Here is a 26,986-nt window from a genome sequence, read left to right as displayed (position 1 = left end):
GCAGGACACAGATTTCACCATTAGCCCGCCCCAAGGCATACTTGCCACCCTCCGCTCTGCAGATCACTGAATCGCCCCATGCGTATCCACGTCAGTTTCATCGACCGCGTTGGCATCACCCAGGAAGTCCTGGCTATCCTCGGTGGGCGCAACCTCAATCTGGATGCGGTGGAGATGATCCCGCCGAACGTCTACATCGACGCGCCGACCCTGAGTCCGACAGTGCTCGAAGAGCTGAAAGATGCGTTGTTCCGCGTGCTCGGCGTGGAAGCCGTGACCGTGGTCGATATCCTCCCCGGCCAGCGTCGGCACTTGCAGCTCGATGCCTTGCTCGCGGCGATGACCGATCCTGTTCTAGCCCTCGACAGCGCCGGCAAAGTCTTGCTTGGCAACCCGGCGTTGATCGCCCTCTACGGTCGCGAACCGGCCGGCGAAAGTGTCTCCGAATTGTTCAACGACCCCGGCCTGCTCGACACGCTGCTCGAACACGGCTTCCGCCTGCCGTTACGGGAAATCACCGTCAACGGTCAAACCTTGTTGCTCGACGCCACGCCAATCACCGACGCCGGCGCCCTGCTCACGTTGTATCAACCCAACCGCATCGGCGAGCAGCTCTCGGCGCTGCACCACGACCATGCCGAAGGTTTCGATGCGCTGCTTGGCGAATCCCCTGCTATTCGCACTCTCAAGGCCCGCGCTCAACGTGTAGCAGCCCTCGATGCGCCGCTGTTGATTCAAGGCGAAACCGGTACCGGCAAAGAACTGGTCGCCCGCGCCTGCCACGCGATCAGCGCGCGGCACAACGCGCCGTTCCTTGCTCTGAACTGCGCAGCGCTGCCGGAGAACCTCGCCGAGAGCGAGCTGTTCGGCTACGCCCCCGGCGCCTTCACCGGTGCGGCGCGTGGCGGCAAACCGGGGCTGATGGAACTGGCCAACCAAGGCACGGTGTTTCTCGATGAGATCGGCGAGATGTCGCCGTACTTGCAGGCGAAATTGCTGCGCTTCTTGAATGACGGCAGCTTCCGTCGCGTGGGCGGTGATCGAGAGGTCAAGGTCAACGTGCGCATCCTCAGCGCGACCCACCGCGATCTGGAAAAAATGGTCAGCGAAGGGTCGTTCCGTGAGGATCTGTTCTATCGCCTCAACGTGCTCAACGTGGAAGTGCCGCCGCTGCGTGAACGTGGTCAGGACATTCTGCTGTTGGCGCGCTACTTCATGCAGCAGGCTTGCGCGCAGATTCAGCGCCCGGTCTGCCGCCTCGCCCCGGGCACTTACCCGGCGCTGCTCGGCAACCGCTGGCCGGGCAACGTGCGGCAATTGCAGAACGTGATCTTTCGCGCGGCGGCGATTTGCGAAAGCAGTCTGGTGGACATCGGCGACCTCGACATCGCCGGCACCTCGGTGGCGCGGCAGACCGACAGCGAGGTCGACAGCCTAGAACAAGCGGTCGAATCGTTCGAGAAAGCGCTGCTGGAAAAACTCTACGTCAGCTACCCCTCGACCCGGCAACTGGCGAGCCGCCTGCAGACCTCGCATACCGCTATCGCCCATCGCCTGCGCAAATACGGCATCCCCAACAAACCGTAACTCCTTTTGCACACTTATCAAATCCGACGCCGCGCCCTTGTAGGAGCAGAGCTTGCTCGCGAAAGCGGCCTTTCAGTTGCAATTAATGGTGACTGACAGACCGCTTTCGCGAGCAAGCCCGCTCCTACATTTTGAACTGTGTTCCAGATTGTTTTCTGTAGGAGTTGCCGGAGGCTGCGATCTGTTGACTCTGGATGTGTATTGGCCGGGACAAGATCGCAGCCTTCGGCAGCTCCTACAGTCCGGGTTTCCAATTCAAGAATTGTATTTACTGCTTAAAAGCGACCTTCGTCTGTACTGAAAGCGCTACAGTGGAATGATGTCGTTACACTCTCCTGTGATCACCGCTGTGCAAGGCTTTGATCCGGTTCAGCTTTTCTCCTCGCCTCATGCTGTAGCGATTTCGCTACACACTTCATCAAAACCCATATTCAAAAACCTGCCAAATCATTGATTTATAAAGACAAATCAACCTTGGCCGCGTTCTTGCTAATCAACCCTTCATAAATAAAGGGCTTGCCTGCCCAAGCCTTCCACCGCGTCCACCAGACGAGTCTGGCCCCTGAGGAGTTTCCATGAGCGAGTTGCGTTTTACTGAAGATCACGAATGGCTGCGCACCGAAGCTGACGGCAGCGTTACTGTCGGCATCACCGCTTTCGCGCAGAACGCCTTGGGCGACGTGGTGTTCGTGCAACTGCCTGAATTGCAGGCGTACGACAAAGGCGCCGAAGCCGCCACCGTGGAATCGGTGAAAGCCGCCAGCGGCGTATACATGCCCCTCGACGGCGAAGTGCTGGCAACCAACCCGGCGCTGGAAGACAGCCCGGAACTGGTCAACGAAGATCCGCTGGGCGAAGGCTGGTTCTTCCGCTTCAAGCCAAGCGACGCCGCCGCTGTCGGCAAACTGCTCGATCAGGACGCGTACGACCGTCTGATCAAAGCCCAAGCAGAAGCGTGAGGAACACCGACATGACTCAAGTAAACCTTGGCACCGCCAACGAATTCATCGCCCGTCACATCGGCCCGCGCGCCGGTGACGAGCAAGCCATGCTCAACAGCCTCGGCTTCGATTCGCTCGAAGCGCTGAGCGCCAGCGTCATCCCGGAAAGCATCAAGGGCACCAGCGTGCTCGGCATGGACGACGGCCTCAGCGAAGCCGATGCTCTGGCGATGATCAAAGGCATCGCCGGCAAGAATCAGCTGTTCAAGACTTACATCGGCCAGGGCTACTACAACTGCCACACGCCGTCGCCGATCCTGCGTAACCTGCTGGAAAACCCGGCCTGGTACACCGCTTACACGCCGTACCAGCCAGAAATTTCCCAGGGCCGTCTCGAAGCGCTGCTGAACTTCCAGACCATGATCAGCGACCTCACCGGTCTGCCGATCGCCAACGCCTCGCTGCTCGACGAAGCCACCGCCGCTGCCGAAGCCATGACCTTCTGCAAACGCCTGAGCAAGAACAAGGGCAGTCACCAATTCTTCGCCTCGATCCACAGCCATCCGCAAACCCTCGACGTACTGCGCACCCGTGCCGAGCCACTTGGCATTGAAGTTGTTGTGGGCGATGAGCGTGAACTGACTGACGTGACGCCGTTCTTCGGCGCGCTGCTGCAATACCCGGCCGCCAACGGTGACGTGTTCGACTACCGCGAACTGACCGAACGCTTCCACGCCGCCAACGCGTTGGTGGCCGTGGCCGCTGACCTGCTGGCCCTGACCCTGCTGACCGCCCCGGGCGAATTCGGCGCTGACGTCGCCATCGGTTCGGCACAACGCTTCGGCGTGCCGCTGGGCTTCGGTGGCCCGCACGCCGCTTACTTCTCCACCAAAGATGCGTTCAAGCGCGACATGCCGGGCCGTCTGGTCGGTGTTTCGGTTGACCGTTTCGGCAAGCCGGCGCTGCGTCTGGCGATGCAAACCCGCGAGCAACACATCCGTCGCGAGAAGGCCACGTCGAACATCTGCACCGCGCAGGTGCTGCTGGCCAACATCGCCAGCATGTACGCCGTCTACCACGGCCCGAAAGGCCTGACGCAGATCGCCAACCGCGTGCATCACCTGACCGCGATTCTGGCCAAGGGCCTGACCGCGCTGGGCGCGAACGTCGAACAAGCCAGTTTCTTCGACACCCTGACCGTGGCCACCGGCGCACAAACCGCCGCACTGCACGACAAGGCGCACGCTGCGCAGATCAACTTGCGCGTGATCGACGCTCAGCGTCTGGGCCTGTCGGTCGACGAAACCACCACCCAGGCGGATATTGAAACCCTGTGGGGCCTGTTCGCCGACGGCAAGACCCTGCCGGACTTCGCTGCTCTCGCCGCCTCGGTGCAAAGCACCATTCCTGCGTCGCTGGTACGTCAGTCACCAATCCTCAGTCACCCGGTGTTTAACCGTTATCACTCGGAAACCGAGCTGATGCGCTACCTGCGCAAACTGGCGGACAAGGATCTGGCACTGGATCGCACCATGATCCCGTTGGGCTCGTGCACCATGAAACTCAACGCCGCCAGCGAAATGATCCCGGTGACCTGGGCTGAATTCGGTGCCCTGCACCCGTTCGCCCCAGCCGCACAGAGCGCCGGTTACCAGCAACTGACCGACGAACTGGAAGCGATGCTCTGCGCCGCCACCGGTTACGACGCGATCTCGCTGCAACCGAACGCCGGTTCGCAAGGTGAATACGCTGGCCTGTTGGCGATTCGTGCTTATCACCAGAGCCGTGGCGATGAGCGCCGCGACATCTGCCTGATCCCGTCTTCCGCCCACGGCACTAACCCGGCCACCGCCAACATGGCTGGCATGCGCGTGGTCGTGACTGCGTGCGATGCCCGCGGCAACGTTGATATCGAAGACTTGCGCGCCAAAGCCATCGAGCACCGCGAACACCTCGCCGCGCTGATGATCACTTACCCGTCGACCCACGGCGTGTTCGAAGAAGGCATCCGCGAAATCTGCGGGATCATTCATGACAACGGTGGCCAGGTGTACATCGACGGCGCCAACATGAACGCGATGGTCGGCCTGTGCGCACCGGGCAAGTTCGGCGGCGACGTCTCGCACCTGAACCTGCACAAAACCTTCTGCATCCCCCACGGCGGTGGCGGCCCGGGCGTCGGCCCGATTGGCGTCAAGTCGCACCTGACGCCGTTCCTGCCCGGCCACGGCCAGATGGAACGCAAAGAAGGCGCGGTCTGCGCGGCACCGTTCGGCAGCGCAAGCATTCTGCCGATCACTTGGATGTACATTCGCATGATGGGCGGCGCAGGCCTGAAACGCGCTTCGCAACTGGCGATCCTCAATGCCAACTACATTTCCCGTCGCCTCGAAGAGCACTACCCAGTGCTGTACACCGGCAGCAACGGTCTGGTGGCGCACGAGTGCATTCTGGATCTGCGTCCGTTGAAAGACAGCAGCGGCATCAGCGTTGATGACGTCGCCAAGCGCCTGATCGACTTCGGTTTCCACGCGCCGACCATGTCGTTCCCGGTCGCCGGCACGCTGATGATCGAGCCGACCGAAAGCGAATCCAAGGAAGAACTGGATCGCTTCTGCGACGCCATGATCCGCATCCGCGAAGAAATCCGCGCGGTGGAAAACGGCACGCTGGACAAGGACGACAACCCGCTGAAAAACGCTCCGCACACCGCAGCGGAACTGGTTGGCGAGTGGACGCACCCGTACAGCCGCGAGCAAGCCGTTTACCCGGTTGCATCGTTGGTTGAAGGCAAATACTGGCCACCGGTCGGTCGTGTCGACAACGTCTTCGGCGACCGCAACCTGGTCTGCGCCTGCCCGTCGATCGAAAGCTACGCTTAAGAGAAGCAGTTGCGAGCTTTGAGCTACAAGCTGCAAGTAAGGGCTGATCTGCTTTTTACTTGCGGCTTGTGTCTTGCTGCATGCACTGCGGCCTTATAGAAACCGCAAGGAAAAACCCGATCCGCTTTTACTTGTAGCTTGCAACTTGAAGCTCACAACTGCTCCGCAGGAGAACCACTCATGTCGTTAAGCGTGTTCGACCTGTTCAAGATTGGCATCGGCCCCTCCAGTTCCCACACCGTCGGCCCGATGCGTGCTGCTGCGCGTTTCGCCGAAGGTTTACGCCGTGAAAACCTGCTGACGGCCACCGCCAGCGTTCGTGTCGAGTTGTACGGTTCCCTCGGCGCTACCGGTAAAGGCCACGGCAGCGACAAAGCCGTGCTGCTTGGCCTCGAAGGCGAACATCCCGACACCGTTGATACCGAAACCGTCGCCGCGCGCCTGCAGGAAATTCGCGGCAACGCTCGCTTGAACCTGCTCGGTGAACACAGCATTGCGTTCAACGAGAAAGAACACCTGGCGATGATCCGCAAGCCGCTGGCCTATCACCCCAACGGCATGATCTTCCGCGCCTTCGATGCGGCCGGGTTGCAGATCCGCAGCCGCGAGTACTACTCGGTCGGCGGTGGTTTTGTCGTCGATGAAGACGCGGCCGGTGCCGATCGCATCGTCGAAGACGCGACGCCGCTGACCTTCCCGTTCAAAAGTGCCAAGGACTTGCTCAGCCATTGCACCACTTACGGCCTATCGATCAGCCAAGTGATGCTGACCAACGAAAGCGCCTGGCGCCCGGAAGCGGAAACCCGCGCCGGCCTGCTGAACATCTGGCAAGTGATGCAGGACTGCGTCGCTGCGGGATGCCGTAACGAAGGTATTTTGCCCGGTGGTTTGAAGGTCAAACGCCGAGCGGCAGCGCTGCATCGGCAACTGTGCAAAAACCCGGAATCGGCGCTGCGCGATCCGTTGTCGGTCCTCGACTGGGTCAACCTTTACGCCCTCGCCGTCAATGAAGAAAACGCCAACGGTGGGCGCGTGGTCACCGCACCCACCAACGGCGCGGCGGGGATTATTCCGGCGGTGCTGCATTACTACATGCGTTTTATCCCCGGCGCGAATGACGACGGCGTGGTGCGGTTTCTGCTGACCGCTGCGGCCATCGGCATTCTCTACAAGGAAAACGCGTCGATCTCCGGCGCCGAAGTCGGTTGTCAGGGTGAAGTCGGCGTGGCCTGTTCTATGGCCGCCGGCGCGTTGTGTGAAGTGCTCGGTGGCAGTGTTCAGCAAGTCGAGAACGCCGCAGAAATCGGCATGGAGCACAACCTCGGCCTCACCTGCGATCCGATTGGCGGGTTGGTGCAGGTGCCGTGCATCGAGCGCAATGCGATGGGCTCGGTGAAAGCCATCAACGCGGTGCGCATGGCCATGCGCGGCGACGGCCAGCATTTCGTCTCCCTCGACAAAGTCATCCGCACCATGCGTCAGACCGGCGCCGACATGAAAAGCAAATACAAAGAGACCGCCCGCGGCGGTCTGGCGGTCAACATTATCGAATGCTGATCGCGAACCTAGCCAAACGAAATCGACCACCTCTCCCCCTGGGAGAGAAACGTAACTAACTCCCTCTCCCTCCGGGAGAGGGCTGGGGTGAGGGGCTCTTGATCTTGATCTTGCCCTTACCCCAAACCCAAATTTTCAAGGAGCCACGCATGTCCACCGAACAACTGTCGAAAACTCCACTTCACGCCCTGCACATCGAACTCGGCGCCCGCATGGTGCCGTTCGCCGGCTACGACATGCCGGTGCAATACCCGCTCGGCGTGATGAAAGAACACCAGCACACCCGTGAATACGCCGGGCTGTTCGACGTCTCGCACATGGGCCAGATCCGCCTGACCGGCGCCAACGCCGCCAAAGCCCTGGAAACCCTGGTGCCGGTGGACATCATCGACCTGCCGGTGGGCATGCAGCGTTACGCCATGTTCACCAACGAGACTGGCGGCATCCTCGATGACCTGATGGTGGCCAACCTCGGCAACGACGAACTGTTCCTGGTGGTCAACGCCGCGTGCAAGGATCAGGATCTCGCCCATCTGCAAAAACACATCGGCGACCAGTGCACCATTACAGAGCTGTTCGAAGAGCGCGCCCTGCTGGCGCTGCAAGGCCCGGCAGCCGTTACGGTGCTGGCGCGCCTTGCACCGGAAGTCGCGAAGATGACCTTCATGCAATTCAACCGCGTGTCGTTGCTGGGCGTGGATTGCTTCGTCAGCCGCTCGGGCTACACCGGTGAAGACGGTTTCGAAATCTCCGTTCCTGCCGCCGATGCAGCAAAACTCGCCCGTGCCCTGCTCGCCGAACCGGAAGTACAGGCCATCGGCCTCGGCGCCCGCGATTCGCTGCGCCTCGAAGCCGGCCTGTGCTTGTACGGCCACGACATGAACACCGAAACCACACCGATCGAAGCAAGCCTCTTGTGGGCGATCTCCAAGCCCCGTCGTGCAGACGGCGCGCGGGCCGGTGGTTTCCCGGGTGCAGAGCAGGTATTCACACAGCAACAGAATGGCGTCGCACGTAAACGCGTCGGCCTGCTGCCGCAAGAACGTACCCCGGTGCGCGAAGGCGCCGAAATCGTCAACGAAGCCGGCGAGATCATCGGCAGCGTGTGCAGCGGTGGTTTCGGTCCGACTCTTGGCGGGCCTCTGGCGATGGGTTACCTCAACAAGGCTTATAACGCGATCGATACCGTCGTATGGGCCATCGTGCGTGGGAAAAAGGTGCCAATGCTTGTAAGCAAAATGCCATTTGTTCCGCAACGCTACTACCGTGGTTGATTGACTGTTTCTATAAGTAACGCGGTTGCGTTAAACGTGCACTAATGTGTAACGCAACCGCCATAAAACAGTGCATCTCCCACCCTTCTATTCGAATATGAACTTTGCTTATAACGATCGAAAACAATTGAACAAGCGAATCGCCTAAGCCGCACTAGTGAACTGACTAATTGCCATCAAGCGCATTGAAACCGGGGCCTTCACGGGGGCTTGTTTTTTCTCCCGTAGTTGGCGTAGAGTTTGTTCACTGTGTTTGCATGGGTCAGCTTTGAATCGTGACCTGGGCAGTAGCCTACAAGTTAGCTACATCCCGTTCGACGTCTTCTTACTCTCCTGCAACCAGCCCCAGTACTCTTTCATATGAAAGAGACTGTCATTAATTTTTGCGTCAAAGGAAATAAGAAATGTCCACACGTCAGAGCGGTACCGTCAAGTGGTTTAACGACGAGAAAGGTTTTGGTTTTATCACTCCAGAAAGCGGTCCGGATCTGTTCGTGCATTTCCGCGCCATTCAGGGCAACGGCTTCAAGAGCCTGAAAGAAGGCCAGAAAGTGACTTTCGTTGCTGTGCAGGGCCAGAAAGGCATGCAGGCTGACGAAGTACAAGCAGAAGCCTAATCTTCTGTAACGAAAAAGCCCCTGATATTGATATCAGGGGCTTTTTTGTGCGCGCGAACCCGTAAAATGGCGCTTCCTTTCGCGTCCAGAGGCTGCCATGTCGAAAAACCTGCTCACTCCCCAGGGCGATTTTCCTGCCGTTGGCCTGGGCCGCCGTCTGGCCGCGATGTTCTATGACTTTCTGCTGTGCACGGCACTGTTGATCGTCACCGGTTTCATTTACAAACTGATCCAGGCCGCGATCATCGGCGAAGAACGCCTGCGCGTGCTGACCGATGCCGGAAAAATGGACGGCGATCCGCTGTATTCGACGGTACTGTTGTTGGTGCTGTTTGGATTCTTTGCCAAGTTCTGGACCCACGGCGGGCAGACACTGGGCATGCAGGTGTGGGGGATTCGCGTGCAAAACGCGGATGGCAGCGCGATCAGCCTGTGGCAGGCGCTGTTGCGGTTTATGGTGTCGATTGCGTCGTGGCTGTGCGTGGGACTGGGTTTTTTCTGGTCGCTGTACGACAAGCAGAAGCGCACGTGGCATGACATCTATTCGGATACGCGCGTGGTGCGAATCCCGAAGAAACAAAAGTAAGCGCCCACAAAAAAGATCGCAGCCTTCGGCAGCTCCTACAGGGATCAATGTAGGAGCTGCCGAAGGCTGCGATCTTTTGCTTTTAGGCGTTACCGGCCAACTTCATCCGTGCAGCCTGGGTGAAGTCGAGCATGCGCTTCAACGGGCGAATCGCCTGCGGAATCAGCGCCGGATCGACAAAGATCTCGTTCGTGCCTTCCTTCAAGCTCTTCAGCGTGCGCTCAAGGGTGTTCATGGCCATCCACGGGCAATGTGCGCAACTGCGGCACGCTGCGCCGTTACCGGCGGTTGGCGCCTCGATGAAGACCTTGTCCGGGCACAGCTGCTGCATCTTGTAGAAGATGCCACGGTCGGTCGCGACGATCAGCGTCTTGTTCGGCAACGACTGAGCAGCGGCAATCAGCTGACTGGTTGAGCCCACGGCGTCTGCTAGCTCAATCACCGAGGTCGGTGACTCCGGGTGCACCAGAATCGCGGCGTCCGGGTACAGCGCTTTCATGTCTTCGAGCTGCTTGGACTTGAACTCCTCGTGGACGATACAGGCACCGTCCCACAGCAGCATGTCGGCGCCAGTCTTGCGCTGGATGTACGTCCCCAGGTGCTTGTCAGGGCCCCAGATAATCGTCTCGCCGTTGTCCATCAGGCTTTCGACGATCTCCAGCGCGCAACTCGATGTCACCACCCAGTCGGCTCGCGCTTTAACAGCAGCGGAGGTGTTGGCGTAGACCACCACCGTACGCTCCGGGTGCTGATCGCAGAACGCCGAGAACTCATCGACCGGGCAACCCAGATCCAGCGAGCAGGTTGCCTCAAGCGTCGGCATTAGCACGCGTTTTTCCGGGTTGAGAATCTTCGCGGTCTCGCCCATGAACTTCACGCCGGCGACCACCACGGTCTTGGCCGGGTGGGCGTTGCCGAAGCGCGCCATTTCCAGGGAGTCGGACACGCAACCGCCGGTTTCTTCGGCCAGAGCCTGAATCACCGGGTCGCAATAAAAGTGGGCAACCAGCACCGCGTCCTGAGCCTTGAGCTCGGCGGCGATGGCGGCACGGTAATAAGCCTCTTCCTCAGCCGTCAGCGGTTTGGGCTGTTTGGCATCGAGGTGGGCTTGAACCAGAAGGCGTTCGGAAATCTGCGTCATGTTCGCAAGACCTGCAGGCGCGTTCGCGCGAAAGTCGAGTATACACCCGGCTCCGGACCGCTTGAGGGTACCGCCGGGAGAGTGAGTATTATCAGGCACGGACAGCATTGAAGCTGCGCAAGGCTACAGAATATCCCGTTGATACAAAAGATCATTCTGACCTGCGTCAGCGCTGCTGACACTGAAACGACGCGGGGCCGAATTGCAGGCAAAAAAAAACCCGGAAATCCTCACTTGCGTGGGCCTTCCGGATTTTCTAAACCGCCAAAAATGGTGGGTCGTGTGGGATTCGAACCTACGACCAATTGGTTAAAAGCCAACTGCTCTACCAACTGAGCTAACGACCCGCTGTGTGGTGGCGCGTATAATACTGATTTTTAAGGACTATTCAACACCTTTTTGAAAATAATCAAAAATAAGGTGTTGGGTCGTCCACACCAGCGGCCGCGAAGCCTTCCGCACGCAGGCGGCAGCTGTCGCATTTGGCGCACGCGCGGCCTTCATCGTCGGCCTGATAGCAGGAAACGGTGAGACCATAATCAACGCCCAGCTTCACGCCGGCCTGGACGATCTGCGCCTTGCTCAGGTTCTGCAACGGCGCCTGGATGCGGAAGCCATTGCCTTCCACGCCAGCCTTGGTTGCCAGGTTGGCCATGCGCTCGAACGACTCGATGAACTCGGGACGGCAATCCGGGTAACCGGAATAGTCCACCGCGTTGACACCGATAAAGATGTCGCGCGCGCCAAGCACTTCTGCCCAACCCAATGCCAACGACAGGAACACGGTGTTACGTGCCGGCACGTAGGTCACCGGAATGCCTTCGCCGAGTTCTTCCGGAATGTCGATGCTGGTGTCGGTCAGGGCCGAGCCCCCCATGCCGTTCAGGTTCAGGCCAATCACTTTGTGCTCGACCACCCCCAAATCGCGGGCGACGCGTGCAGCGGCGTGCAATTCGGCGTGGGAGCGCTGACCGTAGTCGAAGCTCATGGTGTAGCAGGCATAACCTTCAGCGCGGGCCATGGCCACGACCGTGGCCGAGTCGAGACCACCGGACAGCAGGATTACCGCACGTTTTTCGTTAGTGTTCAGTTGTTCAGTCATATCAGCGCCCCGGCTCATCATTCCATAGATATTTATGCAGCTGCAGTTGCAACCGCACTGGCAGGTTGTCTGCCACCACCCAGTCCGCCAGATCCCTGGCATTGAGGTCATGATGACTTGGCGAAAACAGCACTTCGCCCGCACGTCGATCAAGCCCGTACTGAATCAGTTTCGATACCGCCCAGTCATAGTCTTCCCGCGAGCAGATGACAAACTTCACCTGATCGTTGGGGGTCAGCAATTCGATATTTTCGTAACGGTTGCGATGGGCTTCTTTCGAACCCGGCGTTTTCAGGTCAACCACGCGACTGACGCGCGGATCGACCGCCGAGACGTCGAGGGCGCCGCTGGTTTCCAGCGAAACCTCGTAACCGGCATCACACAACTGTTTAAGCAGAGGAATGGCATTGGGTTGCGCCAGCGGCTCACCGCCGGTGACACAAACGTAGCGCGGACGAAATCCGGTCACTTGCTCGAGGATGTCGTCGAGGCTGCGCACGGTGCCGCCACTGAACGCATAGGCGCTGTCGCAGTATTGGCAACGCAAAGGGCAACCGGTCAGGCGCACAAAAACAGTGGGCAGCCCGGCAGTCCGCGTTTCCCCCTGCAAAGAGTAGAAAACTTCGGTGATTCTCAATGTGTCTTGCATAGTCGCCACGGGCGTAACAGCTAAACAGGCTGTCCGCCTCCGTCAGGCACTTCAGGCAATCCCGCCAACGCGTAGACCGCAAGAAGCGTGTTTCAGAAAAAGGGCGTGAATTCTAACGAAAAAACCCGCGACAAGCGCGGGTTTCTTCTTGAAAGGTCAAACAGCCTTACATGCGTTGCAGATCGCGTTGGGCCAACTGAGCGGCGGAGGTACCCGGATATTGGGCCACCACCTGCTGCAGAATGCCTTTGACCTTGTCGGTGTGACCAAGGCGGCGCTCTACATCAGCCAGCTTATATAGCGAATCCGGCACTTTGGCGTGCTTGGGATACAGCTGCGAAACCTTGGCGAAAGCCTGACCCGCACCTTGCAGATCGCCTTTGGCCAGGTTCACTTCGCCCAACCAGTACTGGGCGTTGCCCGCGTATTGGCTGTTCGGGTATTTGCGCAGGAAAGCGGCAAAAGCCTGGCTGGCCTTGTCGAAATCCTTGGCTTTGATCAGGTCGAAAGCGGCATCGTAATACAGCTTTTCTTTGGCCGGATCAGCCGGTTCGCTACCCGCAGCCGGCGCCTGGGTTGCTGCAGCAGCAGCCCCTGCACCAGCGGCAGCACCGGCAGCAGCGCTTGCGTCGCCACCGGCAGAAGAATTCTCGGGAGTCGCGGCAGGTGCAGCACCGGATCCTATGCGCCGATCAAGATCCTGGTATCGCTCCAGGGATTCCTGCTTCATGCGCGCAACCTGATTTTGCAGTTCTTCAATCACGCCTTGCTGGCGCGAGATCTGATCCTGCATCTGTTGCAATTGGTTGAACAGCATGCCTTGTGCCGAGGCAGGGGCCGAAGCCGCTCCCCCGGCATAGGCGCCGTTCGTACCGTAACCTGCAGGCGGATAACTGCTCCCGCTATTGTTATAACCGGAGTTGTCATCGACCACAGGAACCGCAGCCCACGCCGCAAGCGGCGCGAGGCTGAGAGCCAGAACAGTTACAGCACGACGGCACGTTCGCATATCGAATTACTTACGCAGTTCGACGCGACGGTTTTGAGCCCAGGACTGCTCGTCGTTGCCGGTAGCAACTGGACGCTCTTCGCCGTAGGAAACCAGTTCCAGCTGAGCTGGGGAAACACCTTGCAGTACCAGGTAGCGTTGAACGGCTTTCGCACGACGCTCGCCCAGTGCCATGTTGTACTCACGAGTACCACGTTCGTCGGTGTTGCCTTCCAGAACAACGCGAGCGCCGTTTGCTTTCAGGTCTTTGGCGTGAACGTCCAGAGCGCGCATGGCTTCTGGCTTCAGGTCCGAGCTGTCGTATTCGAAGTAGAAGGTGGTGATTGCGCGCAGAGCAGCTTCTTCGCTCAGGGAACCGTCAACGGCACCAGTGTTTGCGCCGTAACCAGCGTTTGGATCAACAGCGCCTTCACCGGCGTTGTCGCCGCCTTTGGACGAGCAACCTACAGCTACAGCCATGGCCAGAGCCAGCGCAGCAAATTTACCAAACTTCAGCATTTCCATCGTGAAACTCCTAATGAACCCCAGTGTGTTAAGTAAAACGTGTAGCGCCCGCTCACTTCAGGTAAGGGGACCAGGACGGTTCTCTGACTTCGCCTTGAGCGGTAGGAAGCGGGAGCCTAACGCGTCCATTAATGGACACGAGCATCAAGACTCCCCGGCCCTGTTGGCGGGTGGCGTAGATTACCATGGTGCCGTTGGGCGCAACAGTAGGCGACTCGTCCAGAGTGCTATCAGTGAGGATCTTTACACTACCTCGCTGCAAATCCTGGGCTGCCACCTTGAAATTGGTGAAACCGTCCTGACGATGGATCATCACCAGGGTCTTTTCATCCGCCGACAATTTAGGGTTGGCGTTGTAGTTACCGATGAAGGTCACTCGCTCCGCACCGCCGCCACTGGCGCTGGTTTTGTAGATCTGTGGCTTGCCGCCGCGATCCGAGGTGAAGTAGATGGTCGAACCATCCTTGCCCCAGTACGGTTCGGTGTTGATGCCTGGACCTGCGGTCACGCGAGTGATCTGACGCGAAGCCAGGTTCATCACGTAAATGTCCGGGTTACCGTCTTTCGACAGGACGAACGCCAGACGATCACCATTCGGCGACCAGGCCGGTGCACCGTTCAAACCTTCGAAGTTGGTGATCTGCTCACGGCGACCGGTGTCGATGTTCTGCATGAAGATGCGCGGACGGCGCTGTTCAAACGAAACATAAGCGATGCGCTTGCCATCCGGTGCGAAACGCGGCGACAGGATCGGCTCACGCGATTGCAGCAGAGTCACGGCGCGAGCACCGTCGTAGTCCGAACGTTGCAGGGTGTAGCGAGTGTTCTTCTCGGAGAAACGCTCGGCCGTTACGTACAGCAGGCGAGTCGAGAACGCACCCGGGATACCGGTGAGTTTTTCGAACGACTGGTCAGCAATGAAGTGCGCCATGTCGCGGATTTGATCCGTGGTACCGGAGACGCTGCCGTCAGCCACTTTCTGCTCGGTGGCGACGTTGAACAGTGCCCATTGCACCTGCAGGCGACCGCCGGCTGGAGCAATGCTGCCGACCATCATGTATTGAGCACCCACCGCCTTCCAGTCACGGAAGATGATTTCGCTCGGCTGGCTTGGCTGGCTGATCATGTTTTGCTTTGGAATCGGCGAGTAGTAGCCCGAGTTACGCAAATCGTTACCAATGATTTCAGCCATGTCGTCCGGCAGGACGGCACCGCCCTGCATACCAAACGGTACAACCGCGATCGGAGTAGCCCGATCACTGCCGCTGGTAACCAGAATGTTCTTTTCATCAGCCATCGCGATCCCTGCCATGCAGCAGATCACGACCAGCATTCCTCGAAGAAGGTTTCTCACAAGGCTAGATCCTCAGGTGTGAATGTCATCTTGAATGAACGATACGGAGCGAAATCGCTCGGCTTCATTCCCTGCATTTCTGTCAAACGTCCAATATTCTTCACTGCCGCCACTGCCGAAGCATCAAACGGACCATCGCCGCTGGACTTGGACACGCTGACCGAAGTCACCGTACCGTCCGGCAACATGCCGATTTGCAGCACGACCGTCATGCCTTTACGTGCCGAAGGTGGTCGAGCCCAACCTTCTGCTGCTCGCGCACGAATCAGGTCATCGAAACTGCCCGCGACTTCGTCACCCTGCTCATCCGCCAAAGCCTGCTGGCGCTGCGGCGTGTCGGAAAGCAAATCGGCCAAGGCCTGAGCCTTTTTGTCTTCGGTCGATTTACGTGCCGCATCCTGCGCTTTCTTCTTCGCAGCATCGGCAGCAGCTTTCTTCTTCGCTTCGTCGGCGACTTTCTTCTTCGCCTCGTCAGCTTCAGCTTTCTTCTTGGCGTCGTCGGCGGCTTTCTTCTTCGCGTCTTCGACAATCTTCTTCTTGGCTTCTTCAGCGGCCGCTTTCTTGGCCTCTTCTTCAGCAGCCTTTTTGGCTTCGTCTTCGGCTTTCTTCTTGGCTATATCAGCCAATTGTTTCTCTTCTGCCTTTTTCGCCTCAGCCTTTTTCGCGTCGTCGGCTTTTTTGGCTTCATCAGCCTTTTTCGCTTCGTCCGCTTTTTTCGACTCGTCGGCCTTCTTGGCTTCCTCGGCTTTTTGAGCCGCTTCTTCTTTCTTTTGTTCCGCCGCAGCCTTGATCTCTTCCTGCTCGACCTTTTTCTGCTCCATCTGCTCGACTTCGGTCTGACGCGCGGCGGATTTCTTCGCCTCACCCGCAATCTTCTGATTGGTCTGGGTGGTTGCCTGACTTTTCGATTTCAGCTGGTACAGGGTCGCCTGGACAATCGGCTTGGCCGGCGGCAGCTCTGGTGTAAAGGCGAAACTGACGAACAGCATGCCGAACACCAGCACGTGCAGGACAATTGCCAGAACACTAGGCCAGAAGTAGCTTTCCGAGGCGGACGGCTCTCGCTGTTGCTGCATCAGGGGGCCTCGGTAATCAAACCAACATTACCGACCCCGGCTTTCTGCAACCCGCCCATGGCGCCCATGACGGAACCATAATCGACGGTCTTGTCACCGCGGATGAAGACCTGGGTACGCTTGCCGCCTTCGGTGCCGGCACGAATGATCTTGGTCACCGCGTCGGTCATTTGCGGCAGGGTCATGGCCCTGTCCTGTTGCTTCTCGGTATCGACTTCGCTGCCAAGGTTCCAGTAGTAGGTCTTGTCAGCCTTGATCGAAATGGTCAGGACTTGCGTGTTGTTGTCCTGCGGCAAGGCTTCGCTGGAAACCTTGGGCAGATCAACTTTCACGCCCTGATTGAGCATCGGCGCGGTCACCATGAAGATGACCAGCAGCACCAACATCACGTCGATGTAAGGCACCACGTTCATCTCGGCGACCGGCTTGCGCTTTTTGCGAGCTCGAGCGATTAAAGCCATTGGAAATTACCTGCTTATTCTTCGCTGGTGTGCACTTTGCGGTGCAGGATCGCCTGGAATTCATCGGCGAAGGTGTAGTAGCGGCCCAGCAAGGTTTCGCTGCGAGCGGCGAAACGGTTGTAAGCGATAACCGCAGGGATCGCGGCGAACAGACCGATCGCGGTGGCGATCAGGGCTTCGGCGATACCCGGGGCCACAGTGGCCAGGGTTGCTTGCTGGGCGCTGGCCAGACCGCGGAAGGAGTTCATGATGCCCCACACAGTACCGAACAGACCGATGTACGGGCTGACCGAACCAACGGTGGCGAGGAACGGCAGGCTTTGCTCGAGTTTCTCTTCTTCACGGGAGATGGCAACGCGCATGGCACGGGCCACACCTTCCATCACCGCTTCAGGGTCGACACCTGGCTGCTGACGCAGACGCGAGAACTCTTTGAAACCGGCGCGGAAGATTTGCTCGACGCCCGAATCCGGATCCGGGTTGCTGCCCGCCTGACGGTACAGTTTGGACAGATCGATACCCGACCAGAAGCGCTCTTCGAAGCTCTCCAGGGCGCGTCGACCGGCACGCAGCAGATTGCTGCGCTGAAAGATCATGATCCATGAGGTCACCGATGCGGCCACCAGGGTCAACATTACCAACTGCACCACGATGCTGGCATTGCTGACCAGGCTCCACATGGAGGAATGGTCGACGACGTTAGCTTCCACGCTTTATCTCCTGCTTTGAGTGTGTACCCGGGCCGACCGCGTCGGCAAAGGCCGCACGCAAGTCTTCGGGAAGGGCCCGGGGTTTCAAACTGTTAGTGCGCACACAGGCCACCAAAAACTGCCCTTCACAGAGCAGCACATTATCCGTAGCCCGCCTGACCTGCTGTTTAAAGCGCAGGCTGGCACGGTTCAATTCGATTACTTCAGCGCTTACCAGCAGTTCGTCATCCAGTCGCGCCGGCGCGTGGTAACGCGCTTCGCTGGAATGCACGACAAACAACAGATCCTCCCCTGCCAACTGCGATTGGGCAAAGCCCAGTTCACGCAGCCGCTCGGTTCGAGCCCGTTCCATAAACTTGAGGTAATTAACGTAATACACGATGCCGCCCGCATCGGTGTCCTCGTAATAAACGCGACAACGATGTGCGAACGGCCCAAGCCCGTTTTGCGCGCGCATACTCTAGTGCTTACTCCTCAGGTTGCCAATCCGGCCAGGCAACTGTTTTTCATGGTTTCAAAGCTTTAACGCAAAAGTACCGTCGTCTGACAGTACAAACCCTGAATAAATCGACAACAAATGTGTATTAATCGTCCACGGCATCGAGAAACTCGTCTGCCACGGGCATTTCGCCCATTCGTGACGGGATGTTTAAACCGAAATGCAGGTACGCATGCCGGGTCACCACCCTGCCCCGTGGCGTGCGCATGATGTAGCCCTGTTGAATCAGGTACGGCTCCAGCACGTCTTCAATGGTGTGGCGCTCTTCGCTGATCGCCGCCGCCAGACTGTCGATACCGACCGGCCCGCCGTCGAACTTCTCGATCATGGTCAACAGTAGACGTCGATCCTGATGGTCGAAGCCATGTTCATCAACGTCCAGCAGGTTCAACGCCAGATCGGCGACCGACTTGGTGATGTGCCCTTTGGCGCGGACTTCAGCAAAATCACGCACGCGCCGCAACAAACGGTTGGCGATACGCGGCGTACCACGGGCACGGCGAGCAATTTCAAAGGCGCCTTCCGGATCCAGTGGCAAACCGAGAATAGCCGCCGAACGACTGACAATCGTCGACAGATCGGCAGTGCTGTAGAACTCAAGACGCTGGACGATACCGAAGCGGTCACGCAGCGGATTGGTCAGCATGCCGGCGCGCGTCGTGGCACCGACCAGGGTAAACGGTGGCAGATCAAGTTTGATCGAACGCGCCGCCGGCCCTTCGCCGATCATGATGTCGAGCTGGAAATCTTCCATCGCCGGGTACAGCACTTCTTCCACGATCGGCGACAGGCGATGGATTTCATCGATGAACAACACGTCGTGCGGTTCAAGGTTGGTCAGCAATGCCGCGAGATCACCCGGACGTTCAAGCACCGGGCCCGAGGTACTCTTGATCGACACGCCCATTTCCTGGGCAATGATGTTGGCCAGCGTGGTTTTGCCCAAGCCAGGCGGGCCGAAGATCAGCGTGTGGTCGAGGGATTCACTGCGGCCACGCGCGGCCTGGATGAACAATTCCATCTGCTCGCGCACGGTCGGCTGGCCAATATAGTCGGCCAGACTGACCGGGCGAATGGCCCGATCCTGGACTTCTTCGCGCTCACGCGGGCTGTGCGCGGCGGCGATCAGACGATCAGCTTCAATCACTTAAATCATTCCCTTCAGGGCGCGGCGGATCATGTCTTCACTGCTCAAATTCTTGTCCTTGATCGCGGAAATCGCCTTGCTCGCTTCCTGCGGTTTGTAACCGAGGGAAATCAACGCGCTGACGGCATCGTTCTCGGCGGTATTGACCGGCGCCGGGCCATCCGGCTGATTCGGTACCAGCGCAAACATAGCCGGCGAAGTTTCCCACGCCTTGAAGCGATCTTTCAGCTCGACCAGCAAGCGCTCGGCCGTCTTCTTGCCAACGCCCGGCACCTTGGTCAGCGCCGAGGTGTCCTGGGATTGCACGCAGCGGATCAACTCGTCGACTTCCAGACTCGACATCAACGCCAGGGCCAATTTAGGCCCGACACCATTGAGACGAATCAACTCGCGAAAAAAGTCTCGCTCACGTTTACCGGAAAAACCATAGAGCAGTTGCGCGTCTTCGCGTACGACCAAATGGGTGTGCAGGGTCAGCGGTTCACCGACCGACGGCAGACGATAAAGCGTGGTCATCGGTACTTCCAGCTCATACCCGAGGCCGTTTACATCCAGAATCAGGTGCGGCGGCTGTTTCTCAGCCAGGGTGCCGCGCAAGCGTCCAATCACGTTTCAGATCCTTGAGCGTTGGCCAACCGTGGGCTGGCGACTGTCGAAACGCGGATTTCGGGCCGACGACACAGGCGCAAGCATCCGCTTTCGGGAAATTTGATGCTGATGCTATCAGAGACGCAGGCGCCCGCCACGACTGCGTGCAGTGCCCAAGCCGTGCGGCAGCAGACTGGAGCGGGTGTGCGCGTGGCAAATGGCAATGGCCAGGGCGTCGGATGCATCGATTTGCGGTTTGGCGGTCAGTTTGAGCATATGCATGACCATCATCTGCACTTGTTCTTTATTGGCGGCGCCGGTGCCCACCACGGCCTGCTTGACCTGAGTCGCCGTGTACTCGGCGATCTCCAGGCTCTCTTCGGCGCCAGCGACAATCGCCGCGCCACGGGCCTGCCCGAGTTTCAGTGCAGAATCGGCGTTCTTCGCCATGAAGACTTTTTCGATGCCCATGGTGACCGGGCCGTAGGTCTGAATGATTTCACGCACGCCGCGATAAACGATTTGCAGCCGTTCGTGCAGCTCGCCCGCTCCGGTGCGGATGCAGCCGGAAGCCACATAGATACAGCCGCCACGCCCGGTATCACGAACAATCCCGTAACCGGTGATGCGCGAACCGGGGTCGATACCAAGAATTAAAGTCATAACGCCTGCAGAAATTGATGCGAAAGCTGAGGGTACAGGTAGGAGCTGCCGAAGGCTGCGATCTTTTGATCTTTTAAAAACACAAAGATCGCAGCCTTCGGCAGCTCCTACAGGTGAAGTGTAGAGCCAGCAAAAACTGCGACCTTTCTATTTACATCAACCGAGCTGAGCGGCCACGTCTTCCGGAATGTCCGCGTTGGAGTAGACGTTCTGCACGTCGTCCAGATCCTCAAGCATGTCGATCAGCTTGAGCACCTTCTCCGCGCCTTCCAGATCCAGCTCGGCGCTGGTGGTCGGCTGCATGACGATTTCTGCGTCATCACCCTTGAAGCCGGCCGCTTCCAGCGCGTTACGCACCGCGTAGAAACTGGTAAACGAGGTGAACACGTCGATCGAACCGTCTTCGTGTGCAACCACGTCATCGGCATCGGCTTCCAGCGCTGCTTCGGTCAGTGCGTCTTCATCGACGCCCGGCGCGAAGCTGATCTGGCCTTTACGCTCGAACAGGTACGCCACCGAACCGTCGGTGCCAAGGTTGCCACCGCACTTGCTGAACGCGTGGCGCACGGCTGCGGCAGTACGGTTGCGGTTGTCGGTCATGCACTCGACCAACACCGCTACGCCGCCCGGGCCGTAGCCTTCGTAGGTCAGCTCTTCAACGTTGTCCGCTTCGGTCGCACCGGCGCCGCGCGCAACGGCACGGTCGATGATGTCGCGGCTCATGTTTGCGCTCAGCGCTTTATCCAGCGCCAGACGCAGACGCGGGTTGGAGCCCGGATCACCGCCGCCCTGACGGGCCGCAACGGTCAGTTCGCGGATCCACTTGGTGAAGATCTTGCCCCTTTTGGCATCCTGACGTTCTTTGCGGTGCTTGATGTTCGCCCACTTGGAATGACCAGCCATAACTCGCTCCGAATTCTCTTTAAAACGTTGCCCGCCCTGCTCATGCAGCGGCCAGCACACAAAAAATCTCGACCTGCTTTCTATAGATAGAAAAAAGGCGCATCCGAAGATGCGCCTTCAGGCCCGTGTTACTCAGCCTTTGGCGTTTCGCGCAAACGAATGTGCAGCTCGCGCAGTGCCTTGGCGTCCACGACACCCGGCGCTTGCGTCATCACGTCAGCAGCACTCTGGGTTTTCGGGAAGGCGATCACTTCACGGATCGACTGGGCGCCGGTCATCAGCATCACCAGACGGTCGAGACCGAAAGCCAGACCACCGTGCGGCGGCGCACCGTATTTCAGGGCGTCGAGCAGGAAGCCGAACTTCTCTTCCTGTTCCGCTTCGTTGATACCCAACAGGCGGAATACCGCTTGCTGCATTTCCTTGCGGTGAATACGGATCGAACCGCCACCCAGTTCAGTACCGTTCAGCACCATGTCGTACGCGCGGGACAGCGCGCCGGCCGGGTTGGCTTCCAGTTCTTCCGGGGAGCACTTCGGCGCGGTGAACGGGTGGTGCAGCGCGGAGAAGCTGCCGTCGTCGTTTTCTTCGAACATCGGGAAGTCGACAACCCACATCGGTGCCCACTTGCAGGTCAGCAGGTTGAGGTCGTGACCGAGCTTGATACGCAGTGCGCCCAAGGCTTCGCTGACGATCTTGGCCTTGTCGGCACCGAAGAACACGATGTCGCCGTCAACGGCGCCAACGCGATCGAGGATGGCGTTGAGGTTTTCCAGCGGGATGTTTTTCACGATCGGCGATTGCAGACCTTCAACACCGGCAGCGCGCTCGTTGACCTTGATGTACGCCAGGCCCTTGGCACCGTAGATGCCGACGAACTTGGTGTAATCGTCGATCTGCTTGCGTGGCATGCTTGCGCCGCCTGGTACGCGCAGAGCAGCGATACGGCATTTCGGATCGTTGGCCGGGCCGCTGAACACTTTGAAATCAACTTCTTTCAGTTGATCGGCAACGTCGACCAGTTCCAGCGGAATACGCAGGTCTGGCTTGTCGGAACCGTAGCGGCGCATGGCTTCTTCGAAGGTCATGTGCGGGAATTCGCCGAATTCCAGATCCAGCACTTCCTTGAACAGGTTGCGGATCATTTGCTCGGTCAGGCCCATGATCTCTTTTTCATCGAGGAAGCTGGTTTCGATGTCGATCTGGGTGAATTCTGGCTGACGGTCAGCGCGCAGGTCTTCGTCGCGGAAGCACTTGGCGATCTGGTAGTAACGGTCGAAACCGGCAACCATCAGCAGTTGTTTGAACAGCTGCGGCGATTGCGGCAGGGCGAAGAACGAACCGGCGTGAGTACGGCTCGGCACCAGATAGTCACGCGCACCTTCAGGGGTGGCACGGGTCAGGATCGGTGTTTCAACGTCGAGGAAGCCGTTTTCGTCGAGAAAGCGACGGATGCTGGTGGTCATGCGCGAACGCAGACGCAGCTTCTCGGCCATTTCCGGACGACGCAGGTCGAGGAAGCGATAGCGCAGACGGGTTTCTTCGCCGACGTCGGAGAACTCGTTCAGCGGGAACGGCGGGGTTTCCGACTCGTTCAGCACTTCCAGCTCATAACCCAGCACTTCGATCATGCCCGACGCCATGTTGGCGTTGGTGGCACCGGCCGGACGCAGACGCACCTTACCGGTGATCTTTACGACGTATTCGCTGCGCACGCGGTCGGCGGCGGCGAAGCTCTCGGCGCGATCCGGATCGAATACCACTTGGGCCAGACCATCACGATCACGGATATCGAGGAAAATCACCCCGCCGTGGTCGCGACGACGGTGAACCCATCCGCAAAGGGTAATTTCCTGACCTTCCAGGCTTTCGTTCAGTTGGCCGCAATAATGGCTGCGCATCATGGTAGTGGTTTCGCTTCTCGTAATTCGAAATTCGGTGGAGATCCCGCCGCACTCAAACTGTGTGCGCCATCGGGACACTCACGCGTGTCGTTCGACCTGGGCCTGAACCCTAGTCAGATTTGTCGCCACCGGCCAGGTTCTTCTTGGCGCCGGTCTTGAAATCGGTTTCGTACCAGCCGCTGCCGCTGAGGCGAAAACCTGGCATGGACATTTGTTTCTTGAGCTCTGGCGCCTGGCAGGCAGGGCAGTCGACCAGCGGTGCAGCGCTGATCTTTTGAATGGCTTCCAACTGATGACCACAGGAAGCACATTGATAATCGTACATCGGCATGGAGGTGTCTCGGCGATCAGATTGCTACCGCGCGCAGGGCTTTGCGGCGAAAGAGCGGGATTATATCCATTAAATGCGGCCCGTGCAGCCGTAAGACTGCACGGGCCGCGACCTCGCTTGCAACCGTCACTGTTCAGACCGCGATGGCCGGCGCCACCTCCCGGCCGCTGTTCATCACACAGACCACCCGCACCAGCGCACTGAAATTTTTCACTCCGCCGTGACGCAACTGCACCTCGCGGTCGACGTGGGACAACAGCGAACTGATCGAACAGCAATTATTGGCCGCCATATTGGCGAGGATGTTCCAGTACACCTGCTCCAGTCGCAGGCAGGTGGCGTAACCATTCAAACGCACGGATCGCGACAGCGGCCGGATCAATGCCATGTCGAACTCATTGACGAACGGATCGACGATCAGTTCATGGGGCGGCACGACAACCCTGTCGTTGCGCCTGTCTACATCTTCCATATCGTTGACACTCCTTTGCCATCTCTGCGGATTTTCAAAGCCACTTCCTGTGACCTCCATAAAAACGCAGACGCAAAGTTATAGCCAGACGACTTGTTGACCCGCCACGTAGGATAAGCCAACGCAACAAGTAAGAGTCTGGACAGCGCGCCTGCAACCCAACGATTACAGGCGCGCTTCGATCAGCCTTCGAGCAACGCGCGGAGCATCCACGCGGTTTTTTCGTGCACCTGCATGCGCTGAGTCAGCAGGTCGGCGGTCGGCTCATCGCTGACTTTATCGAGCAGCGGGAAGATGCCGCGTGCGGTGCGGGTCACCGCTTCCTGGCCAGCGACGAGTTGCTTGATCATGTCTTCTGCGCTCGGCACGCCCTCTTCTTCCTTAATAGAAGAAAGACGCGCGTACGTCGCGTAGGCGCCCGGAGCCGGAAAGCCCAGCGCGCGAATGCGCTCGGCGATCGAATCCACGGCCAGCGCCAGTTCGTTGTATTGCTCTTCGAACATCAGGTGCAGCGTACGGAACATCGGACCGGTGACGTTCCAGTGGAAGTTGTGGGTCTTGAGATACAGCACGTAGGTGTCGGACAGTAGTCGCGACAGTCCTTCAACGATGGATTTGCGGTCTTCTTCACTGATACCGATATCGATTGCCATGTTTACCCCCTAACGGCGATTGAATTCATCCAACAGGTGCAGACCCACTCTAGCAAGGCTGACCACACCTCGCAGCCTTGATTGGCCACAGACGCTGCGACAAATCGACCGACGCGGTGCCGCTGGCCGGGCTGATTTGAGTAGCCGCAGGCTTTGCTGTTAAATAGGCAGTGTGTCGCCATGCCCCATTTTTCGGGGTGTTGCGCATAGGCTGATGCCGTGTACGTGTCCAACGCCTCTTATTTTTGTTCCGAAGCGAACCGTGCGCCTTCAGCTCTTCCTTGTGAGCCGTCATAAACGTGAGCCAATTAAAATGTTGAAAATCGTCCACCTGCTAATGGGCGCAGCGGCTTTGCTGCTGTCGTTCATACCTAGCTTGAAATCCGAAGCCGTTCCCTACCTGCAACAACCCGATGCACTTTACCTGGCCTTTTTCGGCCTGCTGAACCTGATCATTGCCCCGGTGATTCCTTACTGGAACAAAGGCCCGCGTCAGCATCTGCAAAACCTCGTCAGCGCGCTTCTGGTACTGACCGTTGTCCTGCAAACCCTGACCCTGATCGCGCCGATGCCTGTCATCGCCGGCCAGCCAGCCGTGCTGTTCACCCTGGTGATCGCTCTGGTTGCCGTGGTTCTGCACCTGGCCGTCAGCTTCTATCGTTCTTCACCTGCTGCCGCGCCAACCAGCTATGACATGACCAATCGTGATACCGGTACCGTCAAGTGGTTCAACACTTCCAAAGGCTTCGGCTTTATCTCCCGGGATTCCGGCGATGATATTTTCGTGCACTTCCGTGCAATCCGTGGCGAAGGCCACCGCGTTCTGGTCGAAGGCCAGCGCGTCGAGTTCTCGGTGATGAACCGGGACAAAGGCCTGCAAGCCGAGGACGTGATCGCTGCTCTGCCGCGTCGCTGATCCAAGGCAATAAAAAACCGCGAGCAGCCTGGCTGTTCGCGGTTTTTTTATGCCTTCAGAAAAACCTTAATAGTGCGGCGGTGGCGCCTCTTCTTCAAAAGACTCGAACTGCCCGACCATTTCTTCCTGACGCTTGAGCAGCGCCGCCATCTGCAGTTGCAGACGATCGACTACGCGCTGCTGCGCGACCAGCACGTCGTTCAACGCCTGAATGGTGTCGTCCTGAAACGCCAGACGGCTTTCCAGATCGGTAACGCGTTGTTCCAGGCTCATGCTTCAGCCCTCCAGAAACGTGAAGTCTTCGGTCAACACCAGACGCAAGCGCTCGCGAATCGCGGCAACCTGCTCGGCACTGTATGGCTTGGCCGGGTGTTTGCCCCAGACCGGCGCCGGCCAGGCGGCGTCATCGCGTTTGCGCACAATTACATGCATGTGTAACTGGCTGACAACATTACCCAGTGTTGCCACGTTCATTTTGTCCGCGTCCAGCAAGTCCTTGAGCAACTCGGCCAGTGCGGTAGTTTCCAGCCACAACTGCTGCTGATCGGCGACATCCAATTGAAACAACTCGCTGATATCGTCGCGACGAGGCACCAGGATGAACCATGGATAGTTGCTGTCGTTGGACAGCAACAGGCGGCAGAGCGGGAAGTCACCGATGGTCAGCGTGTCCTGTTGAAGTCGTGAATCTAAAGCAAACACTGCGCGCACTCCCGGCTGATCGACATATTCAGCTTAGCGGCCAGCCCGATGGGCAGCGCACCAAGCGACAGACCGGAAGCATACCGCGAATACGCCAGTCTTCACGACAGCTGTGCCCTGCGGCGCTTTCGCCGAACGCCCCGACATGTGACATTTATTGGCGCCCTGCACCAGCACGGAACCGAGAGGGATAACGAATACGCGTAAATGACTGAAAACCATTGAGGCGTTCGAGATTACCCACATGCCGGACTGTGTGATTACAGGACAGGGTGTCATTTTTTTTGCACCAAAACCGCACAGTGCGTCTACGCTCAGGCGTCGAAGCATCCGCCGAATACTCACTGGCGGGGTGAACCGGTAACGTTTTTGGCTGTCGCACGCGGCCGATGCCTTGGCAACACGATAGCCGGAATGGCGTCAAGCCCTTGTAGAAAGGGGCTTGGCGCCCCGTATTTATAAGGTTTTTACGGGTAACAGGCGGTGTTCAGAAAAATAACCGCACCGACATTGCGGTTTGTGCACGCTTGTTGCATTCGTACACATATGGACTATAAGCGCACCACACGATGTGGATGCCTCAAGCCCAACAAAAACAGTGGCAGGGTTGCCCGATGGAGATTCAAGTGTTTTGCCAGGGACTCTTTTTTAGCGATGCAAAAGGCTAGAAAAACAGCGAGAAAGTTGTAGACCCGATTGCATCGGTACTGTGAATTTGCGACCTCTACAAAGCCATCTGCGACAGCGTCGTAAAGAAG

At 58.5% G+C, this 26,986-nt stretch carries 28 protein-coding genes and 1 tRNA gene; 8 read left to right on the top strand and 21 right to left on the bottom strand.

Features of this window, described 5'->3' with window-relative positions; translation table 11 throughout:
- Positions 1–78 precede the first annotated feature (78 nt).
- The 7 genes from ACP3TY_RS03620 to ACP3TY_RS03590 all read left to right on the top strand — a co-directional run bounded on the left by ACP3TY_RS03620 (position 79) and on the right by ACP3TY_RS03590 (position 9,444).
- Positions 79–1,587 carry a sigma-54-dependent transcriptional regulator gene (locus ACP3TY_RS03620; protein WP_053123059.1) on the top strand — a complete coding sequence of 503 codons (1,509 nt, stop codon included), beginning with the start codon at positions 79–81 and terminating at the stop codon, positions 1,585–1,587.
- Between the two features lie 575 nt (positions 1,588–2,162).
- Entirely contained in the window at positions 2,163–2,546 is a 384-nt protein-coding gene (gcvH, locus tag ACP3TY_RS03615; protein WP_159812526.1) for a glycine cleavage system protein GcvH, read from the top strand.
- An 11-nt stretch (positions 2,547–2,557) separates the two neighbouring features.
- On the top strand, positions 2,558–5,410 hold the full coding sequence (gcvP, locus tag ACP3TY_RS03610) for an aminomethyl-transferring glycine dehydrogenase (RefSeq protein WP_426619259.1): 2,853 nt from the start codon (positions 2,558–2,560) through the stop codon (positions 5,408–5,410).
- Positions 5,411–5,590: 180 nt separating this feature from the next.
- Entirely contained in the window at positions 5,591–6,967 is a 1,377-nt protein-coding gene (locus ACP3TY_RS03605) for an L-serine ammonia-lyase (protein ID WP_426619258.1), read from the top strand.
- Positions 6,968–7,116: 149 nt separating this feature from the next.
- Positions 7,117–8,241, top strand: coding sequence for a glycine cleavage system aminomethyltransferase GcvT (gene gcvT, locus ACP3TY_RS03600; RefSeq protein ID WP_426619257.1), 1,125 nt, complete (start codon positions 7,117–7,119; stop codon positions 8,239–8,241).
- A 404-nt stretch (positions 8,242–8,645) separates the two neighbouring features.
- Positions 8,646–8,858 carry a cold-shock protein gene (locus tag ACP3TY_RS03595; RefSeq protein WP_003227496.1) on the top strand — a complete coding sequence of 71 codons (213 nt, stop codon included), beginning with the start codon at positions 8,646–8,648 and terminating at the stop codon, positions 8,856–8,858.
- A gap of 97 nt (positions 8,859–8,955) precedes the next feature.
- Complete coding sequence (locus ACP3TY_RS03590) at positions 8,956–9,444, top strand: RDD family protein (RefSeq protein ID WP_212543896.1); 489 nt, start codon at positions 8,956–8,958, stop codon at positions 9,442–9,444.
- A gap of 82 nt (positions 9,445–9,526) precedes the next feature.
- Here ACP3TY_RS03590 and nadA read toward each other — a convergent pair whose 3' ends face one another.
- The 19 genes from nadA to ACP3TY_RS03495 form a co-directional block, all read right to left on the bottom strand.
- Positions 9,527–10,585: a quinolinate synthase NadA gene (gene nadA / locus ACP3TY_RS03585; RefSeq protein ID WP_008080237.1), complete on the bottom strand. Its 1,059-nt coding sequence runs from the start codon at positions 10,583–10,585 to the stop codon at positions 9,527–9,529.
- Positions 10,586–10,856: 271 nt separating this feature from the next.
- Positions 10,857–10,932, bottom strand: a tRNA-Lys gene (locus tag ACP3TY_RS03580).
- Positions 10,933–10,994: 62 nt separating this feature from the next.
- Positions 10,995–11,687, bottom strand: coding sequence for a 7-cyano-7-deazaguanine synthase QueC (queC, locus tag ACP3TY_RS03575; protein ID WP_053123071.1), 693 nt, complete (start codon positions 11,685–11,687; stop codon positions 10,995–10,997).
- Between the two features lies 1 nt (position 11,688).
- Positions 11,689–12,336: a 7-carboxy-7-deazaguanine synthase QueE gene (queE, locus tag ACP3TY_RS03570; RefSeq protein WP_426619256.1), complete on the bottom strand. Its 648-nt coding sequence runs from the start codon at positions 12,334–12,336 to the stop codon at positions 11,689–11,691.
- Positions 12,337–12,502: 166 nt separating this feature from the next.
- A complete protein-coding gene (ybgF, locus tag ACP3TY_RS03565; protein WP_053123074.1) occupies positions 12,503–13,345 on the bottom strand; it encodes a tol-pal system protein YbgF in 843 nt (280 codons plus the stop codon).
- A gap of 6 nt (positions 13,346–13,351) precedes the next feature.
- Positions 13,352–13,849 (bottom strand): peptidoglycan-associated lipoprotein Pal, encoded by a 498-nt coding sequence (gene pal / locus ACP3TY_RS03560; protein WP_003178634.1) that lies wholly within the window; start codon positions 13,847–13,849, stop codon positions 13,352–13,354.
- A 52-nt stretch (positions 13,850–13,901) separates the two neighbouring features.
- Complete coding sequence (tolB, locus tag ACP3TY_RS03555; RefSeq protein WP_172680149.1) at positions 13,902–15,182, bottom strand: Tol-Pal system beta propeller repeat protein TolB; 1,281 nt, start codon at positions 15,180–15,182, stop codon at positions 13,902–13,904.
- A gap of 17 nt (positions 15,183–15,199) precedes the next feature.
- Positions 15,200–16,279 (bottom strand): cell envelope integrity protein TolA, encoded by a 1,080-nt coding sequence (gene tolA / locus ACP3TY_RS03550; RefSeq protein ID WP_053123075.1) that lies wholly within the window; start codon positions 16,277–16,279, stop codon positions 15,200–15,202.
- A complete protein-coding gene (tolR, locus tag ACP3TY_RS03545; protein WP_161806672.1) occupies positions 16,279–16,731 on the bottom strand; it encodes a protein TolR in 453 nt (150 codons plus the stop codon). The genes tolA and tolR overlap by 1 nt, the downstream gene beginning before the upstream one ends.
- Positions 16,732–16,754: 23 nt before the next feature.
- Positions 16,755–17,450, bottom strand: coding sequence for a protein TolQ (tolQ, locus tag ACP3TY_RS03540; protein WP_008080223.1), 696 nt, complete (start codon positions 17,448–17,450; stop codon positions 16,755–16,757).
- The gene (gene ybgC / locus ACP3TY_RS03535) at positions 17,440–17,907 is read right to left on the bottom strand and encodes a tol-pal system-associated acyl-CoA thioesterase (RefSeq protein WP_053123077.1); all 468 of its coding nucleotides are present in this window, start codon (positions 17,905–17,907) and stop codon (positions 17,440–17,442) included. The genes tolQ and ybgC overlap by 11 nt, the downstream gene beginning before the upstream one ends.
- A 127-nt stretch (positions 17,908–18,034) precedes the next feature.
- Positions 18,035–19,096: a Holliday junction branch migration DNA helicase RuvB gene (gene ruvB, locus ACP3TY_RS03530; protein ID WP_053123079.1), complete on the bottom strand. Its 1,062-nt coding sequence runs from the start codon at positions 19,094–19,096 to the stop codon at positions 18,035–18,037.
- Positions 19,097–19,705 (bottom strand): Holliday junction branch migration protein RuvA, encoded by a 609-nt coding sequence (ruvA, locus tag ACP3TY_RS03525; protein ID WP_053123081.1) that lies wholly within the window; start codon positions 19,703–19,705, stop codon positions 19,097–19,099.
- A 114-nt stretch (positions 19,706–19,819) separates the two neighbouring features.
- On the bottom strand, positions 19,820–20,347 hold the full coding sequence (gene ruvC, locus ACP3TY_RS03520; RefSeq protein ID WP_008080220.1) for a crossover junction endodeoxyribonuclease RuvC: 528 nt from the start codon (positions 20,345–20,347) through the stop codon (positions 19,820–19,822).
- A 156-nt stretch (positions 20,348–20,503) separates the two neighbouring features.
- The gene (locus ACP3TY_RS03515; protein WP_016983823.1) at positions 20,504–21,250 is read right to left on the bottom strand and encodes a YebC/PmpR family DNA-binding transcriptional regulator; all 747 of its coding nucleotides are present in this window, start codon (positions 21,248–21,250) and stop codon (positions 20,504–20,506) included.
- A gap of 128 nt (positions 21,251–21,378) precedes the next feature.
- Complete coding sequence (aspS, locus tag ACP3TY_RS03510; RefSeq protein WP_053123083.1) at positions 21,379–23,154, bottom strand: aspartate--tRNA ligase; 1,776 nt, start codon at positions 23,152–23,154, stop codon at positions 21,379–21,381.
- 109 nt (positions 23,155–23,263) lie between these two features.
- A complete protein-coding gene (locus tag ACP3TY_RS03505) occupies positions 23,264–23,485 on the bottom strand; it encodes an FmdB family zinc ribbon protein (protein WP_053123084.1) in 222 nt (73 codons plus the stop codon).
- Between the two features lie 133 nt (positions 23,486–23,618).
- Complete coding sequence (locus ACP3TY_RS03500; protein ID WP_426619255.1) at positions 23,619–23,957, bottom strand: ribbon-helix-helix domain-containing protein; 339 nt, start codon at positions 23,955–23,957, stop codon at positions 23,619–23,621.
- Between the two features lie 182 nt (positions 23,958–24,139).
- Positions 24,140–24,610, bottom strand: a complete 471-nt coding sequence (locus ACP3TY_RS03495) for a Dps family protein (RefSeq protein ID WP_053123088.1) — start codon at positions 24,608–24,610, stop codon at positions 24,140–24,142.
- A 313-nt stretch (positions 24,611–24,923) separates the two neighbouring features.
- Between ACP3TY_RS03495 and ACP3TY_RS03490 the strand changes: the two genes are divergently transcribed.
- Complete coding sequence (locus tag ACP3TY_RS03490) at positions 24,924–25,526, top strand: cold-shock protein (RefSeq protein WP_053123090.1); 603 nt, start codon at positions 24,924–24,926, stop codon at positions 25,524–25,526.
- Between the two features lie 66 nt (positions 25,527–25,592).
- Here the strand turns inward: ACP3TY_RS03490 and ACP3TY_RS03485 are convergent, their stop codons facing one another.
- Together ACP3TY_RS03485 and ACP3TY_RS03480 are read right to left on the bottom strand one after the other, a co-directional pair.
- Positions 25,593–25,799, bottom strand: a complete 207-nt coding sequence (locus ACP3TY_RS03485; protein WP_053123092.1) for a SlyX family protein — start codon at positions 25,797–25,799, stop codon at positions 25,593–25,595.
- Between the two features lie 3 nt (positions 25,800–25,802).
- Positions 25,803–26,228, bottom strand: coding sequence for an HIT domain-containing protein (locus ACP3TY_RS03480; protein ID WP_053123094.1), 426 nt, complete (start codon positions 26,226–26,228; stop codon positions 25,803–25,805).
- Positions 26,229–26,986: the final 758 nt, after the last annotated feature.

Source organism: Pseudomonas rustica (assembly GCF_049959085.1).
Classification (GTDB): domain Bacteria; phylum Pseudomonadota; class Gammaproteobacteria; order Pseudomonadales; family Pseudomonadaceae; genus Aquipseudomonas; species Aquipseudomonas rustica.
Note: the sequence above shows the minus strand (reverse complement) of the source record. Positions and strands in the feature narration are given on the sequence as shown.